The organism is Psychrobacillus sp. FSL K6-1415, from assembly GCF_038003185.1.
Taxonomy (GTDB): Bacteria; Bacillota; Bacilli; order Bacillales_A; family Planococcaceae; genus Psychrobacillus; species Psychrobacillus psychrodurans.
In genome coordinates this window covers 1,991,125-2,010,560 of the sequence record NZ_JBBOOQ010000001.1, presented here as the reverse complement: position 1 = coordinate 2,010,560, position 19,436 = coordinate 1,991,125, and the positions used below count along the sequence as shown (strand labels likewise).

General features: G+C 35.5%; 20 protein-coding genes, 1 riboswitch and 1 other annotated feature. Of the genes, 3 read left to right on the top strand and 17 right to left on the bottom strand.

The genetic code is table 11. The features are described from left to right. Positions 1 to 333: 333 nt before the first annotated feature. Genes trpA through trpD form a run of 5 tightly spaced genes read right to left on the bottom strand, consistent with a single transcriptional unit; the run spans position 334 to position 4,750 of the window. On the bottom strand, positions 334 to 1,119 hold the full coding sequence (trpA, locus tag MKY60_RS09395; protein WP_241599848.1) for a tryptophan synthase subunit alpha: 786 nt from the start codon (positions 1,117 to 1,119) through the stop codon (positions 334 to 336). Further along, the gene (gene trpB / locus MKY60_RS09390) at positions 1,112 to 2,320 is read right to left on the bottom strand and encodes a tryptophan synthase subunit beta (RefSeq protein ID WP_340929595.1); all 1,209 of its coding nucleotides are present in this window, start codon (positions 2,318 to 2,320) and stop codon (positions 1,112 to 1,114) included. The genes trpA and trpB overlap by 8 nt, the downstream gene beginning before the upstream one ends. Then, positions 2,317 to 2,934, bottom strand: a complete 618-nt coding sequence (locus tag MKY60_RS09385) for a phosphoribosylanthranilate isomerase (protein ID WP_340929594.1) — start codon at positions 2,932 to 2,934, stop codon at positions 2,317 to 2,319. Before MKY60_RS09385 ends, trpB begins: the two co-directional genes overlap by 4 nt. Next, the gene (trpC, locus tag MKY60_RS09380; protein ID WP_340929592.1) at positions 2,931 to 3,722 is read right to left on the bottom strand and encodes an indole-3-glycerol phosphate synthase TrpC; all 792 of its coding nucleotides are present in this window, start codon (positions 3,720 to 3,722) and stop codon (positions 2,931 to 2,933) included. Before trpC ends, MKY60_RS09385 begins: the two co-directional genes overlap by 4 nt. Next, positions 3,719 to 4,750, bottom strand: coding sequence for an anthranilate phosphoribosyltransferase (gene trpD / locus MKY60_RS09375; protein WP_340929591.1), 1,032 nt, complete (start codon positions 4,748 to 4,750; stop codon positions 3,719 to 3,721). Before trpD ends, trpC begins: the two co-directional genes overlap by 4 nt. A 79-nt stretch (positions 4,751 to 4,829) precedes the next feature. Beyond that, positions 4,830 to 5,045, bottom strand: a binding site (T-box leader). Positions 5,046 to 5,234: 189 nt separating this feature from the next. Here trpD and MKY60_RS09370 point away from each other — a divergent pair. Next, the gene (locus MKY60_RS09370; RefSeq protein ID WP_241599845.1) at positions 5,235 to 5,465 is read left to right on the top strand and encodes a PepSY domain-containing protein; all 231 of its coding nucleotides are present in this window, start codon (positions 5,235 to 5,237) and stop codon (positions 5,463 to 5,465) included. 220 nt (positions 5,466 to 5,685) lie between these two features. Here MKY60_RS09370 and MKY60_RS21190 read toward each other — a convergent pair whose 3' ends face one another. The 4 genes from MKY60_RS21190 to MKY60_RS09355 form a co-directional block, all read right to left on the bottom strand. Next, entirely contained in the window at positions 5,686 to 5,790 is a 105-nt protein-coding gene (locus tag MKY60_RS21190) for a putative holin-like toxin (protein ID WP_402848510.1), read from the bottom strand. A gap of 355 nt (positions 5,791 to 6,145) precedes the next feature. Then, positions 6,146 to 6,736 (bottom strand): histidine phosphatase family protein, encoded by a 591-nt coding sequence (locus MKY60_RS09365; RefSeq protein ID WP_093494811.1) that lies wholly within the window; start codon positions 6,734 to 6,736, stop codon positions 6,146 to 6,148. 6 nt (positions 6,737 to 6,742) lie between these two features. After that, positions 6,743 to 7,246: a GrpB family protein gene (locus MKY60_RS09360; protein ID WP_445677987.1), complete on the bottom strand. Its 504-nt coding sequence runs from the start codon at positions 7,244 to 7,246 to the stop codon at positions 6,743 to 6,745. A 42-nt stretch (positions 7,247 to 7,288) separates the two neighbouring features. Next, positions 7,289 to 7,801 (bottom strand): DUF1572 family protein, encoded by a 513-nt coding sequence (locus MKY60_RS09355; RefSeq protein ID WP_093494809.1) that lies wholly within the window; start codon positions 7,799 to 7,801, stop codon positions 7,289 to 7,291. Between the two features lie 193 nt (positions 7,802 to 7,994). On the opposite strand from MKY60_RS09355, the gene MKY60_RS09350 reads away from it, so the two are divergent. After that, positions 7,995 to 9,236, top strand: a complete 1,242-nt coding sequence (locus MKY60_RS09350; RefSeq protein WP_340929588.1) for a hypothetical protein — start codon at positions 7,995 to 7,997, stop codon at positions 9,234 to 9,236. 544 nt (positions 9,237 to 9,780) lie between these two features. Further along, a complete protein-coding gene (locus MKY60_RS09345) occupies positions 9,781 to 11,295 on the top strand; it encodes a LysM peptidoglycan-binding domain-containing protein (RefSeq protein ID WP_340929587.1) in 1,515 nt (504 codons plus the stop codon). Between the two features lie 174 nt (positions 11,296 to 11,469). Here MKY60_RS09345 and MKY60_RS09340 read toward each other — a convergent pair whose 3' ends face one another. The 8 genes from MKY60_RS09340 to MKY60_RS09305 form a co-directional block, all read right to left on the bottom strand. Next, positions 11,470 to 11,700, bottom strand: coding sequence for a hypothetical protein (locus MKY60_RS09340; RefSeq protein WP_241599840.1), 231 nt, complete (start codon positions 11,698 to 11,700; stop codon positions 11,470 to 11,472). A 21-nt stretch (positions 11,701 to 11,721) separates the two neighbouring features. After that, positions 11,722 to 12,630 (bottom strand): homoserine O-acetyltransferase MetA, encoded by a 909-nt coding sequence (gene metA, locus MKY60_RS09335; RefSeq protein ID WP_241599839.1) that lies wholly within the window; start codon positions 12,628 to 12,630, stop codon positions 11,722 to 11,724. Positions 12,631 to 12,705: 75 nt separating this feature from the next. Further along, positions 12,706 to 12,813: riboswitch (SAM riboswitch) on the bottom strand. A gap of 65 nt (positions 12,814 to 12,878) precedes the next feature. Next, a complete protein-coding gene (locus MKY60_RS09330; RefSeq protein ID WP_340929586.1) occupies positions 12,879 to 14,885 on the bottom strand; it encodes a methyl-accepting chemotaxis protein in 2,007 nt (668 codons plus the stop codon). A 326-nt stretch (positions 14,886 to 15,211) separates the two neighbouring features. Then, a complete protein-coding gene (abc-f, locus tag MKY60_RS09325) occupies positions 15,212 to 17,071 on the bottom strand; it encodes a ribosomal protection-like ABC-F family protein (RefSeq protein ID WP_340929585.1) in 1,860 nt (619 codons plus the stop codon). Between the two features lie 119 nt (positions 17,072 to 17,190). Beyond that, on the bottom strand, positions 17,191 to 17,325 hold the full coding sequence (locus MKY60_RS09320) for an RAxF-45 family protein (RefSeq protein ID WP_269915700.1): 135 nt from the start codon (positions 17,323 to 17,325) through the stop codon (positions 17,191 to 17,193). 59 nt (positions 17,326 to 17,384) lie between these two features. Continuing rightward, a complete protein-coding gene (locus MKY60_RS09315; protein WP_093494804.1) occupies positions 17,385 to 17,621 on the bottom strand; it encodes a hypothetical protein in 237 nt (78 codons plus the stop codon). Between the two features lie 179 nt (positions 17,622 to 17,800). Further along, positions 17,801 to 18,193, bottom strand: coding sequence for a sporulation protein (locus tag MKY60_RS09310; RefSeq protein ID WP_090561379.1), 393 nt, complete (start codon positions 18,191 to 18,193; stop codon positions 17,801 to 17,803). A gap of 5 nt (positions 18,194 to 18,198) precedes the next feature. Beyond that, on the bottom strand, positions 18,199 to 19,392 hold the full coding sequence (locus MKY60_RS09305) for an AI-2E family transporter (protein WP_093494803.1): 1,194 nt from the start codon (positions 19,390 to 19,392) through the stop codon (positions 18,199 to 18,201). Positions 19,393 to 19,436 lie beyond the last annotated feature (44 nt).

The following is a 19,436-nucleotide window of genomic DNA, read 5'->3' as shown; positions in this document are numbered from 1 at the left end:
TTAAGCGGACGCTTTCAGCGTGGGAGAGATGAGTCTTCACCGCAGGGAGTTGCCGTCATTCACTCCAATCAGTTTGCTGTATAGTACTCCCTACAATGGGTGTGCTCAGGACAGACAAAACCCATAAAATAATCAAAAAAATGATATTGATTTTGACGAATGTCAAACCAATATCATTTAAGATTCACGCGGTTATTATATAGCAAAACATCTGTCTAAACCCTTCTAAAACGATAGATACAGATTATAAACTTAAAGGACCGGGAGCGTTTTTTGCCCGGTTTTTCTTCGTTTATAGTAAGAACAAAATCTAGTCAAGACATTAAATCCAACTTATTTAAGCACTTTCTTAGACGCTTCAATTAGCTCGTTTATTTTTTCTAATTCAGTTCGATGAAATGCCTCGACTATCGCGCTTCCCACAATTACACCATCTGCCAAGGAACCTACTGTTCTCACTTGTTCGAGAGTTGAAATTCCGAAGCCAGCGAGGATTGGAACCGGGCTAATATCTTTCAATTGCTTTAAGTGCTTTTCTAATTGATCATCAAATCTATCCCTTACCCCCGTAATTCCATTTACTGTTACCGCATAGATGAAGCCTTCACCAGCAGCAACTATCTTTTCCATACGTTCCGGTGAGCTAGTTAGAGAAACAAGTTGGACAAGTGCGACATCTGTTTTTATAAGTAAACTCTTCAATAATTCACTTTCCTCTAACGGTACATCTGGAACGATTAATCCCGCAACACCTAATTTATCACATACTTCTGCAAACTTTTCCAGTCCGTAATTTATCAATGGATTATAATATGTCATTAGAACAAGTGGTACACTTACCTCTTTATAGAAGGTCTCTAGTTCCTGCAGGATTGATCGAAGTGTTATGCCATCTGCAAGTGCTCGTTCACCTGCTTTCTGGATGGTAGGTCCATCTGCAACAGGATCAGAAAATGGTATACCTAGTTCGATCGCAGTAACTCCTGCTGCTTGAAGAAATAATATTTTAGACTTTAATGTCTTTAGTCCACCATCACCTGCCATTATATAAGGAACAAATGCCTTATCACCATGAGCATTTACTGATTGTATAGCATTTAAAAGTTTCGCTTTAGCCATTGTCATTCACCCCTAACGCATCACGAACGGTTTGGACATCCTTATCCCCTCGGCCAGATAAACAAATAACTAAAATTTCTTCCCGAGACATTTCTTTAGCCAGCTCCGTAGCAAAATAAATAGCGTGGGCACTTTCAAGAGCCGGTATTATTCCTTCTTTTCTCGATAATAGCAGTAAACCTTCTAAGGCTTCAGAGTCTGTAACAGAAGTATATTTCACGCGACCAATATCATGTAAGTATGAATGCTCTGGACCTACTCCAGGATAATCTAAACCGGCGGAGATAGAATGTGCTTCTTGGATAAATCCATTGTCATCCTGCAAAATGTACATATAAGAACCATGTAGAACTCCTTCTTTTCCTCCGGTAACAGCGGCTGCGTGAAGTCCGGTTGAAATACCACTTCCCCCCGCCTCTACGCCGTACAAAGTAACAACCTCATCTTCCACAAAAGGGTGGAACATGCCAATTGCATTGCTACCACCACCAACACATGCCACTACTGCATCTGGTAATTTCCCAACTTTTTCTAAAATTTGCCGTCTCGTTTCTAACCCGATCACCCGCTGAAAATCACGAACAATTTTCGGGAATGGGTGTGGTCCAAGCGCAGAACCTAGTATATAATGCGTATCTTCTACATTTGAAACCCAATATCTTAATGCCTCATTGACTGCATCTTTTAATGTGGAGGATCCCTGATCCACAGAAACAACTTTTGCACCTAATAATTCCATTCGAAATACGTTAAGTTCCTGTCTCCGCACATCCTCATTTCCCATGAAGACAACACATTCTAAATCAAACAATGCGCATACTGTTGCGGTTGCTACCCCGTGCTGACCAGCTCCAGTTTCTGCTACTATCTTCTTTTTCCCCATACGCTTGGCTAGCAGCGCCTGACCTATAGTATTATTTATCTTGTGGGCACCAGTATGGTTTAAATCTTCTCTTTTCAGATATATTTGAGCCCCTCCAAGTTCCTTTGTAAGTCTTTCTGCAAAATATAATGGTGTTTCACGACCAACATAATCTTTTAAATAGTAATTTACTTCATCTAAAAACATTGGATCACAAATAGCGTCCTCATAGGCATTTTCAAGCTCTATCAAAGCAGTCATTAATGTTTCTGGAACATACTGACCACCAAACCTACCATATCTACCAACTCTTTGTCCCTCTGTATAATTAACCATCATTCCCCACCCCTATCTTTTACAGCATGTATAAATCCTTGAATAAGTTCTTTATCTTTGATGCCATTTCGTTCTACTCCACTAGACACATCTACCATATAAGGATTTACTCTCTCAATAGCATCTTTTACATTACTTGGGGTCAAACCACCTGCTAGAATAATTTTTTCAGTCGGTATATTATTAACTTCCATCAGCTGCCAGTCAAATACTTCTCCACTACCGCCTTGATAATCTGTACCAGGTGCATCAAACAAATAAAACTCTGTCTCGTACTTTTTCGCCTGAAGAACATCCTCTTCATTGTGAACCGATAATGCTTTGATTGAAGGTAGATTGTTTGTCAGTATAAATTCAGGAGTTTCCTGACCGTGATATTGTATATAATCAAGCGGAACCTCTTTGAGTGCATTTATTAGTTCCTCTTTTGTTGGATTTACAAAAACTCCTATCTTCAAAACCCTAGGAGGCACTTCTTTGGCTAGCTCGTGCGCTTTTGCAACAGTTACTTTCCTCTTACTTGGTGCAAAGACAAAACCAATCGCATCAACACCAGCATTAACGGCGATTTCCACATGATCTTTCTCCATAAGCCCGCAAATTTTTACCTTCGTCATGAGGTAATTACCTCCCTTTTAACCTGGAAGCTTCGAACAGCATTTTCAATTTCTCCACTACGCATTAACGATTCCCCCACTAGCACTGCACTAGCACCATAGCTAGCTACTTTTATAGCATCAATGGAGTTCCAAATGCCGCTCTCACTAATGAGCACACGCTCTTCTTCAAACGGAAATATTGCTGCGATTTCCGCAGTTCTAGATAAATCTACTTGAAATGTTCTAAGATCCCGGTTATTAATTCCTATTAATTTCGCATCTAGCTGCAAAGCTCGATCTAGCTCTTCAGAATCATGAACTTCCATTAAAACTTCCAAATTCTTACTTACTGCATATTTATATAAACTATTAAGCAACCCCTGTTCTAGTGCAGCTACGATAAGTAAAACAACAGACGCTCCAGCATTCTTTGCATAGTCTATTTGGATTGGATGAATGATAAAGTCTTTACAAAGTATTGGGATATCTACGGTACGAGCAACTTCTGCTAAATCTTCAAATGTTCCTTGAAAAAAAGGGGTATCGGTCAATACAGAAATACAAACAGCTCCTGCATCAACATATCGTGTTGCTTTCTCACCAGGATTGATTCCTTCTGCTATCAATCCTTTTGAAGGAGAAGCTCGCTTAATCTCGGAAATTACCTGTAACGTTTTAGATTGATAAAGTGCATCAAACAACGACGGTCTGACAATAATTTCAGCTTGATATGAAACCGGTTGAAGAAGCATCTGCTCGATTTCCCCTTTTTTAGCATCCAATATCTTGTCTAAAATTGTTGTCATAATACCACCTCATGTATTACAGATTGTTGACTAAAAGTTATAGCTGCTTCCAGCTTTTCTAATGCTTTTCCTGAATGGATAGTATCTTTGGCCAACTTAACTCCTTCTTGAATCGAGCTAACAATTCCTGAGGCAAATAAACCAATACCACTATTAAAAAGAACTGTATCTAAATAGGGACTTGTTTCACCTTTGAGAACATTGTGCAGGATTTTGGCATTTGTGTGACTATCTCCTCCTTGTATTGCAGAAATAGGAGCAGAAGCTAAACCTACATCATTTGCTGTCAGCTTAAAGGGTATTAAATCACCGTTATCTACTAAGACTAATTGATTAACACCTGCTAGAGACGCCTCATCCATCCCACCAGCACCACAAACAACTATGGCCCTTTTTCTACCTAAAATTCTTAATACATCTGCATATTCCATTGTGAAGTCTGAGCGATTAATCCCAGTATATTGTGTCAGTAATCTAATAGGATTAGTTAACGGTCCAACTAGATTAAAAATAGTCGGTTTTCCAATCATCTTTCGCGCAATTCCAATTTTCTTTAGTCTGGGATGTACATTTGGTGCGTAAAGAAAAGTTAATCCTTCTCGTTTAAGTAATTCTATTGATGCTGCTGGGCTAATTGAGGTATGAATCCCTAACGCCTCCAGTACATCGGAGCTTCCAGCGTTACTTGAAATTTTTCGATTTCCATGTTTTGCTACCGTAACTCCTGCTGCAGCTAACACAAAGGCCGAGGTAGTGCTAATATTAAAGCTATTCAAGCCATCACCACCTGTACCGCAATTGTCCATATATTCTCCAATAGGCTCATTCAAGTTAATAGCAAAGGACTTCATAACTGTTGCAAGTGCAGCAACTTCCATGGAAGTCTCACCCTTTTTGGAAAGTACACTTAAGAAATCTACAATATATTGTACTTCCGTATCTTCCGCAAACATTGCCTTTGAAGCTATAATCATTTCCTCATACAATAAATGTTCACTCTTCTCAACTTTTTCTATAAATCCTCTCATCTCAATCTCTCCTCTGCTCTGCTCGTATCTTGCAAAATAAAAAAAGTCCTCTTCCAAGGGATTTCAGAAAAATCCCTTGGAAGAGGACGGTATTGACCGCGTTGCCACCTCTAGTTGGAGTGTAATACTCCCGCTTAAGCTCCTGTAACGTAGGAAAACGTCTGCCTCTATAACACTTAATGTGTTTCGAGGAAGCTCTCATAAGTCCATTCACATCAGTAACAAATCAGTTTTCACCAACCACTGACTCTCTATATTGTCCACTAAAGCTACTATTCTTATTCAAACAATTTCTCAGCTATACTAAGCTATTCTCTGCTCATCTGTTCTTAGGCGACGCTACTTTTAGCGTCTTCTACCTATATCCGAACATAAAAGTTAACTATTATGATAGTGGGAATACTTTTAATTGTCAAATATTTTTATCCTTTTACTCTTTAATTGCATAACTTAGGTTATAAGCAGACAAGGAGGATTTTTAACGGTGGTAAATCCAATATATGGTCAGCGGATTACTTTAGAACAAGCAATGAGTATTGCCTTACAGAGAATATCCGGGGAAATTGTACACGTTGATTTGGATATGGAAGATGGCATTCTAGTATACGAAGTATTCATCATGTCGCCTAACAACCAGATTTTTGAAGTAGAAATCCATGCAAGAACAGGTAATATATTAAAAATAGAACAAGAAAATGACATTGATTATGAATGAATAAACAAACATGTAACAAAAAAAGAAGCAGTGATATGATTGGGAACAACTACTCCGTTGATTCCCTTCAGGATAGTTGGTATAATAAAGGAAATACAGGTATACAATAAAATACCGACTGGATGTTAGTAGCACCCAATCGGTAAAATAGACTGATTCCCTTCAAGGGTGTCGGCAAAGTAGATTAAGTAATCCATCCGAGCGCTAACTCACAGGTGGATTACTTTTTTCGTGTCATTGAAAAAGTCAGCGTAATCAATGCAATGATCAGTGAAGAAAAACTGATCATAATTACGAGAGATTCAAATATCGTCAAAAGCAGCACCCCCTTCTGTATCAGTCATTAAACAGAAAGGAAAAAGTGCCGTCCACCCATGAGATCATCAATCTATATACTTAATTATACCACACATACGTTCTATTTTAGGTGTTTATCGTATGAAAAAGTAAGTTATTTTTGTAACTCTCTATACTAATTTTAATATTCTGTAATTTGACATTCCAAAAAATCGAGTTAAAAATCTACATATAATCCATGGGTAACCCCTTTTTCCATTAGTTGTGTTATATCTTCCTCAAGAGATATTAATCTACTACATTATTCGACTATACCTGATCTAGCAAGTTACTACCAATTTGTTCAAGATCACACTTTAAAAGTTACTTTCTATTTCATATCGTTAAAAAGTAGTATTGCTGGCACTAGTTGTTCTCGATTCCATACACAATCTTTTGACCTCTATCAACTGCTGTTCATAAAAAGAGAGTTGGTAGATGTCAGGCATTTCAAGTTCCTTCCAAAAACTAAAATCATAGACAGGGTCAAAGTAATTCATTATTAAAACCATTAGATTTCCATGTGTCCCTATTGCGACATTTTGCCCTACATATTTCTCCAAAATCTCTTTTGTTGCGTGGACACCTCTAGCTTGAGCATTAAGATTAGATTCTCCACTCGGGTGTGAAAAATCAAAATCAGACCACACTTGAAGAATTGCTTCATTGAAATTTGCTACTGGCTGTTCAGATAAGATCCGTTCCTTTAAGGCATCAATAATTTCTATTTCTTGCTCTAAGTGGAGTGCAATTCCTTCAACTGTTTGAAACGCTCGCCTATAGGGACTCGATACAACAATGTCTATATCTTCTTCTATTAATAAATCAGTTACTTCTTTGGCATCTATTAATCCCTGCTCCGACAACGGTCTACCTAACTCATCAGCTGAATAATTAGAGTGCGCATGCCGAACAAAATATAAATTTGTTATCATTTCTATTCACCCCTTATTAATTCGCTTATTAAATATTCTTTTTACAAATGGTTCTTTCAAATCTGTATATAAATTTATATTAATATCCTTTAGTTTTGCACTGTTTACTTTGATCATTCGGTATTCATCTCTAGCTTTAGCGTTGGAATTTAAATAATTATGAAAGAATAGTTGGTTTTTCCATAATTCATTTTCAATCATATGAATGAAATGTGTTTTTATTTCATATGTACCATCTGTAAACATAGCAAGAACTATTTCACCCGGTCTTTCTACTCTCAGTCTTAGAAATCCAATATTTTGTAGGGCTTTAAATACAGACTTATCTATATTTGCAATATCATCTACTCCCACTAATATATCTATGATTGGCTTTGCAGGCATGTTAGTTATGGCAGTACTTCCTATATGCTGAATTCGGTTTTCTCCAAGTCCTGTAACAACAATAATTTGTTGCTTTACTCTGTTAAACTCTTTTTTCCATTCAGCTGTGTAAGGAAATAACTTCACTTCGTTTTTTCTAATCCTAGCTCCAATAGAAATCCTCCAATATTAACTTTGTTTTTTGGGAATAGATAATGTGGTCCATTTCTCTTCAGTAGTTGTTTGTTTGGCAATGTATATCACTTGACCAACATGGGAGGAAGTATGAGAAAGACTTCTTATAACAGCTTCCATTACAGTATGCGGCTCATTTCTAATATAAATGGTTTGGAGCAGATGTTCCGATTTAATAGTATCAAGAGCACTCAAAAACACCTGACACCCTTCCGACCAAATTTCCATCAATTCTTCACGAGTTGCAATTGTACTTTCAAATTCTTTGTCCCGATTTCTAGTAGTTTTTTCACCATCTGTCGTCAAAAAGTCTGTCCATCGTGAAACCAGATTTCCACTCAAATGCTTAATGATTACCTCTACACTATTGGAATGATTATTTGGTGTCCAAAATAGCTTATCTTCTTCCATCTGAACAACTGCTTTTTCTGTATCCTTCATCAAATCTAAAAACTTATTCCTAACTACTCGCATAAAATCAATGTGTATAGAAGAAATATCGTTCAAAATAATCCACTCCTTTTCTTTTTATTATAAAGTAAATATTCAGAAAAACTATATATATCCTTGAATATTCAATGAACATAAATTAGATGGCCTATTCATAATTTATCAATTTCCATATTATGCAATAGAGAAAGAGAATTTGTCTTTCTACTAATTCTAGTATTCATACTAGTAAAAGAAAGGAGGAAATTGAATGGCAGAAAAAATATTTATCAATAACACATTAGCAGCATTTCAAATTACACTCTTTGTTCGTGAAGGAGAATTCCCGTACAACCAGGATGGAACCGTAACATTTACACTAGAGCCTGGTGAAACAGAGAGTGTTACCTATGGTAGCGACACAAATATATTTTTAAATGGACTAACAATCTTTACAATTTATGAAGGTGATCTTTTCAGTTCAGTAAAATTTGTAACAGCTCAAATGAGTGAGTTAGACAATCTTCTTAATACAAATGACACAATAACTATTTCACAAGTACAAACAGATTATGTATTATCTGGTTCCAATATATTTCTGGACGCGGTTAATGATGCTCAAACATTAGCAGAAATAAGGGCAGCAATTGAAGATCCTAGTTTGGGGCTAAATTTAACAGCTTATAACGCTCTTTCTGAAGCTCAGAGAGATGAGGTAGCAGGAGTATTGCTAAATACTAGACCTGTTGGGGGTTACCCTTCCATTGCAAGTGTCCAAGCATCCCTAGATGCAGCAATAAATGAGCTTGTTGATCCAAACAATATTTACGTAAGTGCAGGAGCAGTTGGAGGAGATGGGAGTATTGCAAATCCTTTTGGAACTATTACCGATGGAGTTGCAGCTGTTAATCCTGGAGGAACCGTGCATATTTTAAGTGGCACATATCCAATCACTTCCCAAATTTTAGTTAACAAAATGGGAATAACCTTATTAGGAGAACCTGGAACAACTCTTCTTCTTCAAGCAGATATTATAGCCTTATTAATTACTGCAACTGATACTACAATTAACGGTCTAACAATAACTAGTGATATTCCATATGCAAAGGAATTCATCCAAATTGGTGGTACAAATACAAACTTATTAAATAATACGATATTTGGTCCACCACAAGCATTGCCAATGTCAAACTGGGTTGTAAACCGGGCAGTAGTATCACAAGGCGGGATAAACATTGTCGTTGAGGGAAATACGTTTTATTCATTACGAACCGGGATATACATTAATCCAAATGTAACTGGCGAGATAGATAATAATGTAGTATATAACACAAAAGGCGCTTTCTTAGTAGACAGAGCTTTCACTACTTTTGTGGGCAACTCATGGGGTATTCCAATGAATGAGTTTGATATCGTATTATTTGCCGGTACAACTACTGGACCACCATATGATAATCTTCAAGCTCTTAGTGCAGCTAATAATAATGCAACCATATCTGACCAACGTAGTTAATATATAGGAAAAAGTAAAAACCAACTTATTTGGAAGTTGGCTTTCAGACTGTAGAGAAACTCAATTTTTGGTGCATAGAGTTGTATACTAAAATCTGCAAGGACCACCACTTCGCTTTCCGTGGGCTTGGCTTCAGCCTCCTCGTCACGGTGAAAACATATGCTCCTGCGGTTACTCGTCGCAAAGACATTGGTCAAGTTGTTCCAACAGGAGTCTTCGTGGTGGTCCTTGCCTTATAAACAACTCCTTAAAGGTTTCCACTATAAATACTTTTATTTAGATAAAGCAACCTCTTTAAAGATATTTATTATTACTCATAGCAGTTTATAAAAATACTTTTGTCTTCAAGCTGAAAGCCAACTTATTTGGAAGTTGGCTTTTTTTGTGGGCATTTCACAGATTCCGCATGTTAATAAGCATTTCTTATTGTCGCCCATTTTGTATTGGTGAACTTACCACAAAGTACCTGTATCTATTAATTTATAAACATAGTAATATATGAAAGTTATAATACTACTTTCAAACTAGAGGAGAATGGGTTTAAGTGAAAAAAGTACTTCCTATTTTTATTATATTTGTCTTATTTCTAAGCTCTCACCCTATACAAAGTACAGCCACTGGTAGTTCACTTACAGTGGGGACTGTTCAAATAGATAACGTTAGCGTATTAAGTTTACCAAAACAAGGTTCGACTGTTATCACCACTTTAAAAAAAGGAGAAGAATTCCCTGTCCTATCTACTGCATCAGGAGACTCATCTACCGTTATAGTGCATACTGTAAGTCCTGGAAATACATTATGGAAAATTTCAAACCAATACGGGATTCCACTTAGTGCACTTCAAGAGACAAATAAGCTATCTTCAGCAGAAATTCGAATTGGACAGAAATTAATAATTCCACAAACACATACACTATATACTGTTATAAATGGTGATACTTTATGGAAGATTTCTGAAAAATTCAATGTAACTATAAATGATTTAACTAAGTTGAACAGACTACAATCTTCAAACCTAATTGTCGGTCAAAAATTAAACATTCCCGATTATTACGTACAAATTCAGTTGTTGGGTGATAAAAAAGGCTGGGTTAATAAATCACTTTTAAAACAAACGAACCAGCAACGAATCGTAATGGGATGGAAGTATAACGGAAGTTCGCAAAATTATTCACAACAATTGAAGCACTCTAATTTAAATGTGGTGTCACCAAGATGGTATACTTTAAACAACACAGGTAATTTTGTTTTAATTACAGCTGACACAAATTATCTGAAAGATGCACATAACAAAGGCAAGAAAGTTTGGCCCCTAATTGGAAATAAATTCGACCCAGTTTTAACTGACTTGGTATTAAGTAATCCTGAAAAACGCAAAAAATTAGTGTCAACGCTTAAAAATTCTTTAGTTCAAACAAAAAGCGATGGAATAAATGTGGACTTTGAAAACATCGATCCGAAAAACAAGCAAGATTTTATCCGCTTCGTAACCGAACTTAAAAACGCTCTTCATCCACACGGAATTAAAGTATCTGTAGACGTTACTCGCGAAAACAAGGATCCTTTTTGGTCTGGCAGTATAGACCGTTATGCGTTAGGTCAGGTTGCTGACTATATCATTATGATGGGGTATGATGAGCATTGGGGAGGTAGTCCAATAGCGGGGTCTGTAGCTTCTATGCCATGGGTTCAAGAAGGTATTGAACTGTTACTGGAAGACGTACCATCTCACAAGATTATCTTGGCGGTACCTTTCTACACAAGAGAATGGATTACTAATTTAACGACAAAAAAAGTGAAAAGTATCGACCGTACAATGGGTGAGGTTGAACAAATTATCTCTTCAAAAAATCTTATAAAAGTTTGGGATCAAAATACCCAGCAAAATTATGTGGAATTTACTGCAAACGGGGATAAGCACCAAATATGGGTAGAGGATAAACAATCTATCAAACTTCGTATTGACCTTGCTAACCAATTTAACTTAGGTGGAGCAGCTGCTTGGTATATCGGCTCTGAAACACCTGATATTTGGAATATATACCATTTCAACAAGTAAATGGAGTGTGAAACCCTAAAATTTAATAACAATTTTCAACCTGAGTCCATATTTAGATGAACTCAGGTTGTTTTAATTTTCCACTAAAAGTAAAAGTACCCAGTCTTTCTCTAAATTATGAGTTGACTGAGAACCTTACCCTCTCATCTTCAATCCTGAATCTTATTTTTCAGATTAGGTAGTCACCCATACTTTATATATATTTAATCCATCCTGCTGAGTATTGACTCTAAATGTGTCTATCGAAGCTAATCTAAAAGCAAGAGAATAAGCAATTTTGTAGTCTGAGGTTATATATCCATCGTAAATTCTTCCGTAAATTTCATTTGCTAAAGAATCGGCCCAAACATCGGCTTCATACAATGTTTCAAAAATTATTTCTTCTCTTTTCCACCTAATATTCATAGCTACACCAACTTTGTAAAGTTATTCCCATTCATAAGGTGTTTCTTGGTAAACATAATAATTCAACCAATTGGAAAATAGCAAATGTGTATGTGACCGCCATGAGTTCATTGGCTTTTGTGATGGATCATTGTTTGGAAAATAATTTTCTGGAACATCAATCTCCACACCTTTTGATATATCTCTTTGGTATTCATCTGCAAGTGTTGTTGCATCATACTCTAAGTGACCAGTAATCATAATATGCTTTTTATCTTTAGATATTACTAGGAAAACACCTGCATCTTCCGAATTGGAAAGCAATATCAGTCGAGGGTCTTGTTTAATCTCGTCGTATAACACAGCAGTGTAACGAGATACAGGTGCATAAAATTCATCATTAAATCCTCGTACTAATTGAATGGTTGGATCGGATAACCGATGACTAAATACACCAAAACATTTTTTGGGTAGGTCGAATTTACCAATACTATAATGATGATAAAGCGCTGCCTGCGCTCCCCAACAAATATGAAGAACAGAGGTCACATGCGTTTTGGACCATTCCATTATTTCAGTCATTTCAGGCCAATAATTAACATCTTCGAATGGTAAATGCTCAATTGGAGCACCTGTAATAATCATTCCATCAAATTTTCTGTGTTTGATATCCTCAAAAGTCGTATAGAAAGTATCTAAATGAGTTTTACTAACATTTTTGGAATCATGTGTTGCCATATGTAAAAAAGTCACATTTACTTGGAGGGATGTATTCCCTAATAATCGTAACAATTGAAGTTCGGTTTTCTCCTTTTCAGGCATAAGATTCAAAATAATTATGTTTAATGGACGTATATCTTGAGTTATTGCTCGATCGGTATCCATGATAAATATTTTCTCTTTTTTAAGAAGTTCAGCTGCTGGTAATTGTTTAGGTATATTTATCGGCAAAATAGTACTCCCCCTTAAATTTAAAAACCCTCTTTTCCTTTATATAAGAAAAGAGGGTGAACGTTTTGCTCTCGATTCTTATCTTTCAAGAAATTATATCTTGTAGGAGTTAGCACCTTTCTGATAAATCAGAGGTTGCTGAAGCTTCAACGGGCCATGTCCCTCTGCTTCTCTTGATAAGAGTTATTAAATTATATTGTTCTTTATTAAAGAATATTAACATGTGTTTTCCAATAATTCAACTTCTTTTAAACTTTGAAACGATTCACTGCTTCCGCAAGTTTATCACTAAGCTCTGTTAAGGTCTCAGATGCTGCAGCAACCGACTGAATCGCTCGTAACTGCTCATCAGAAGACGCACTCACTTCTTCACAGGCTGCTGCGGTTTGTTCTGAAGTTGCAGCCATCACTTGAATAGTATCTACTACCTGATCTTTATAGTTGGAAACCTGTTCAATTTCTGCTGAAACTGCATCAATAGATGTTTGTAAACTATTCATCAATATTGATATTTCACTAAATGTTAACTCAGTATCAGTTACAACAGAACCTTGTTCACGGAATGTTTTGATGGTGTCTGTCATTTGCTCCCCTACAATATGGGATTCACTTTGTAGCTCCGTAATAGTTTGTTTTACTTCCTCTGTGGCTTTAGCAGATTGTTCTGCAAGCTTTCGCACCTCATCCGCAACGACCGCAAAGCCCTTTCCATGCTCACCTGCACGGGCCGCTTCAATACTTGCATTCAGTGCGAGGAGATTTGTTTGTGATGAGATTTCCATAATGGTTTCCATAACACTGCCAATCGCTTTTACTCTAACTTCTAAAGTTGTAAACAATGTAGACATGGAGGTAAGATTAGACTCCCAGTTTTGGAAAGAAGTTTTCAATTCACTCATTTGGTTTTGACCATTTGTATTCATTAAATTTGCTTTAGTAGCTATATCAGTCATCGTTATTGATTTTTCGTTAATGAGATTGATTTGCTCGCTTAAGTGCACGGAACTCTCTGTTACTTCACCAGCATCTTCTGCTGATTTAGATGCACCTTCTGCAATTTCACTAACAGCTAATGACACTTGTTCCGCAGAAGCATTTGTTTCTTCAGCTACAGCACTTAAATTTTCAGAATTTGACTGCACATTATTTGCGGACTCTTTTACAACCTGAATAATTCCATTCATACTGCTAGACATTTTGTTGAAGTTTGTAGCAAGTTGACCAATTTCGTCCTTAGACCTTATATTCGCTTGTACAGTTAAATCTCCATCAGCAATAGAATCCATTAATTTTTTTAGTTGGCCGATTGGTTTTAAAATAGCGCTAATCATGAAATATAATACGATAAATATGATTGCCTCAATGGCTAAAACAATTATTATTATCATTGTACGTATACTGTCTGCTGTTTGGTTTATCTTATTTTCCTCATAAACAGCTCCTATTTTCCAATCCAATTCTGGTATAGTTGTAAATACAGTAATTGTATTAGTACTCTCCGTTCCGTCAGTCACATTTCCACTTTCCAAGGAACTAGATAGCATTTTTTTAACTGATGAATTCTCAGATATGTTTTCACCAAATAAAGTGGGATGAACTATAGCATTACCATCTGCATCCACAATAATTGGATAACCTTCATAACCTAACTCATTGTTTGCTAACGTTTCTGTTAATTTGGATAATAGAATATCAATGGCTAATACACCAACCACTTGGCCATCTCTAATAACAGCTTTTGCACCAGAAATTGCATATTCTCCAGTAGAAGCATCTACAAAAGGTTTAGACCAGCTGAAACTGTCTTTATTTGAAACTGCATTTAAATACCATTCCCTTGAAGTAGGATCAAAATCTGCTCCTAGGTCTGCTTCTGGGATAATTTCAATCGATTTATCAGGTAAAGCTATGTAGACTGAAGCTACAGCGTCATATAATGAAACAAATTCATTAAATTTAGTATCTAATTGTTTCTCTAATTTCTTGGCTAAAACTCCATCAGTTGCTTTAGCACTATTATGAAAATCTACAATATCATTTGAAGTTGATAATTGAATAAGCCCTTTTTCATATGTAGCTAAATAATTCTGAATTGATGTTGACATTTCTTGAACTATAACTTGGCTTTGATCAATTAAGTCTTTTTCCGTCTTTTTACTAATAGTGTTCGTACTAATGGTTATTAATGGTGCCATACTTACAATAATTAGAGCCATAACAGCAATAATTATTTTCCACTTTATAGATTTACGCATTACTCATCTTCCTTCTCTATGTATTGAATATGCTCCGATATGAATATTCCATATATAAGTATATTTATACTATTATATCGGCACAATGAGAGAATATTAATGCATGAAAAATAACTTACTCTTCAAAAAAACAAATTTCGGTGAAATACCTTCTTATTTACCTTTCTATCATATTTTCTGCAGATGATGATTTCAAACATATTATTAATGAAAATAAAGGAACTAAAAATAAATCTTCCAATTTGAGATACCTGACTTGAAATCTCACAAAAGAGACCACCTTCTTAAAAGGTGGTCATAATCATTATAAGTAATTCTAATACTTCCTAACCAATCCATTCCTCCAATAAGATTTCAAGTTGTTCTTCTTTTGCTTGAATAGATTCGATAAGCTTTTCATAAATTCCCCAATCAGTTTCTATTTTTGCATTTTCTTTTAAATATGAAATTTCACTTTCCAAACAAGAAATTTCTTCATCGATTGTTCGCTCTTTTACACGTTCCCTTGTTGGTTGTTTAGTTTTAGTCTTTTTCTCTGAAACATCTTCTACTTCTCGCTTAGAATACATTTCCTCCCATTTTGTTCTAGCCCACTCATATGGTCCTTCAAATGTAGTGAGCTGGGCTTTTTCTAACCAGACAGTTTTAGGAAATAATTTATTTAAAAAATACCGATCATGTGATACGGCCAATATAGTTCCATCAAAATCAGCTAAAGCATCTTCAAGTACTTCTCTAGACTCAATATCTAAATGGTTCGTCGGTTCATCAAGAATTAGGAGATTAATATCCTGATGCATGAGCTGTGCTAACCGAAGTCTCATGCGCTCACCACCGCTTAAATCACCTATTCGCTTAAATACATCTGGTCCATAGAACATAAATTTTGCGAGAATATGTCGTGCATCTCCCTCGACCACATTTAACTCACTTCGAAATACATCAATTAGCCTAGACTTCGGATCCTGAATTTCATAATGCTGCGACAAATAACCTGCCCGGACATTACTACCTAACCGAGCTTCTCCATTGTCAATAGGTATCTCTCCACGCAGAAGATTTAATATAGTGGATTTACCAGAACCGTTTCGACCTACTATCGCAACTCGGTCCTTCCAGTATAGATTTAGCTGTGCATTTTCTAGCAATGCTTTATCTCCAAATGATTTATATACATTTTTCATCATAACTACTTCTTTTCCACTTCTAGAAGCAAATTCAAAGGAAAGCTCCATCTTTTTCGGGTCGATTAAAGGTTTTCTAACTTTTACCATTCTCTCTAGTGCCCTTTCCATATTACGTGCCTGACGAAATAACTTTGGATTTGGTGGAACCGCTTCATTTGCCCATTGTCTAAGTCGTCTTATTGCATCCTTCATTTTTTTGATCTTTTTCTGTTGTTCCTCATACTCCTGGAACTCACGCATTAATCTAGCTTCTTTCTCTAAAATAAAGGAAGAATAATCTCCATGATAAAGAGAAAGCTCACCTTCTTCTAAATCTGCAATTTTATTTACGACCTGGTCTAAGAAATATCTGTCATGCGAAATGATTACAACAGTCCCTGAATAGTTAACCAAATATTGTTCCAACCACTCAACTGCAAATAAATCTAAATGATTCGTCGGTTCATCCAACAATAATATATCTGGATTTGACAGTAAAATTTTCCCAATCATTATTTTTGTTTGTTCGCCACCACTTAAACTAGCAAATGATTGGTTTACGAATTGGTTCAACTGAAGTCCCTGCACTACTTTTTCAATTTCAGACTCCATTGTATAACCGCCTAAAAGTGTAAATTGTTCTTGTACTTCTCCGTATTGTTGTAGCAGGCGCTCCATCCCTTCTGAATTTAAGGTTGTCATTTGTTGCTCCATCAGAATCATTTTCTTTTGTAACTCCGTAATCTTTTGAAAAGCATAATGGAGAACATCAAGACCTGTAATATCTTCTGAAAAAGTAGGTATTTGAGCCAAATAACCAATGGATACACCTTTCTTAAAGTTGATATATCCTTCGTCAGGTTTTTCATTTCCTGCTAACAATTTGAACAATGTAGTTTTACCGCTACCGTTACGACCAACAATGGCTAACCTGTCTCCCGTTTTAATATCAAGAGATAAGTTTCCGAAAATCGTATTTCCTCCAAGCATTTTTGTTATATTTTGTATTGTACATATCATTATGATCGCTTCCCTTCAATTCTTTATGAGCTAAGAAGCGCCTTTTTTTCGCAACAAAAAAAGACTGTCTAAAAAGCACAGTCTTCTCGCTACCATTTAGGATCCGAAAGAATGACTTCTTAGCTATGAACATTACTTTGAAATTGTCTAAAAATGGACAGACCTGTCCCGTTGTTAGCAATTTCATGAGTAATTGCACAAGAAGTGGATAAAAATTCCAACATAAAAAATTGTGCATTCATAGCGTTTTTCATTCTTTCTTCACCTCCGTTCGAATTAGTTAAATAAATAATAGCATAATTATTCAAACAATTCAATCGTTATTTTCATTTGGTTTTTCAAAAGATGGATCATTTATGGATTCGTCCACTTTAGGAATACCTACATCATTTTCTTCATTAACTTCTTCATTACCTGTATTTGGAATTTCTTGATCTTGGTTGTCTATTTGCGTCTCAGGGTTAGCTGGTTGATTGGAATTCCTTTGAAATCCACAGGCAGTAAGTATGAAACAAGAAATAATAAGTATCGAAAACATTCGTTTAAACATTGTTAGTTTCCTCCTAATTTAACATTAGAATGCACAACCTTCGTAACTTTATACTATAAAATTTATTCAACTATCTTTTCATGGTTTAACTTTTAGTTTAATTAAATGGATGATGTTTTTTTGCCAAGTAGATTCTCTTATAAAAAAAGAGCTCTAGCACGAGGCTAGAGCTTCATAAATCATTCTTCAATATCAAAATAAATTTCATCTTCGTCGTTATATTCAGAACCATTTTCGAATAATACTGTTGTTCTTAAAATTAGTCTTGTTACTTCCTCATTACTATCTGGAATCCATCTTTCATCTGGCATAATTTCAAAAGGTATCATTTGCATGTCCTTAGATGCAGCTGCTCCTACTAATTCAATTGAGTGCTTCGATACAATTTTAGGTGATTCACCATTTGTCAGTTTAAATACCTCTAATTTGATATTTTCTACCGATTCATCGTGTACCCCTTCTATATAAATCGTGCCCGACAGATTAATACCATGTTCAATATAAGGGTGATCGACAATCGTGTCTATCTTTATAGATTTTACTTCTATGGAAGATTCAAATTTCTTCGCCATTATTCTCAGTCCACCTTGTGATTTGTATACTCATAGTGATTTTCTATTACTGGTTCAAACTTATTATAACGCTTTTTAAACAATGTATAAAAGTGTGAAACGATTACTTTCAAAATTGCATATCCTGGAATTCCTAATATTACTCCTGGAACACCAAATAATGCACCTGATGTAATAAGAACAAAGATAATTGTAATTGGGTGAACATGTAATGATTTACCCATAATTTGTGGTGATATAAACTTCCCTTCTATTAACTGGACAATCGTCCAAACTATCGCCAACCCTACTAGCATAAGTGGTGATTTTACTAGGGCTATAATAGCAGCAGGAGTAATAGCTATCACTGGACCTAAATAAGGTACTACACTTGTAACCATCGCTATGACTCCAAGTAGAAGTGCATACGGCATACCGATAATTGTAAATCCAATAGAAATCATTATTCCAATACACATTGATACTAGTATTTGTCCTTGAATATAAGAACTAATTTGTCTATCTATACCTGTAAATACAGATTGTAAATCATCTCTCATTCTTGGAGGAAACAACTTCAGAACAAAGTGGGGTAACTTCTCGCCGTCCTTTAAAAGATAAAAAACGATAAAAGGTACAGTTACTATAGCTAAAACAAAACTAGTTAATACACCAACAATCGATGAAATCCCAGTTATAATACCGGTTACAGTATCTTGTACAAACTCTCCTATTTCAGCTGGAAGACCATTTAATACTGAAGTAACATCATTCTCAATTTGTAAATAATATTCCTGAAAAATAGATGTTCGTAAAAATTCATCTAAGTCATTGAAGAGCTGAATAAAGTAAGTAGGTAATTCTTCCACTAATTTAAAGACTTGACCCTTTAAAAAAGGAAATACTAGAAACACTAGTAATGTTATTAATCCGATTAATACTAAGAAAATAATAAGTATGCCCCATACTCGTTTAATTTTTATTTTTTCTAATAAACGTAGTATTGGTCGTAATAAGTAATACACAATAACTGCTAAGATTATAGGTAAGATTACATTACCCAGAAATACCGTCAAAGGTACAAATATAAAAGAAATCTCATCATAAATCATAATAACAAGACCGATCATCAGTAAAAGAACCAATGAAAAGATAGTATTACGTCCACCTAAAAATTTTATGTATCTAGTAGAAAAAAAAGAAGGTTTTTCTGGCTCCACTTCTATCAAACTTCCTTTCTATATATATTTATTTTACGGAGGAA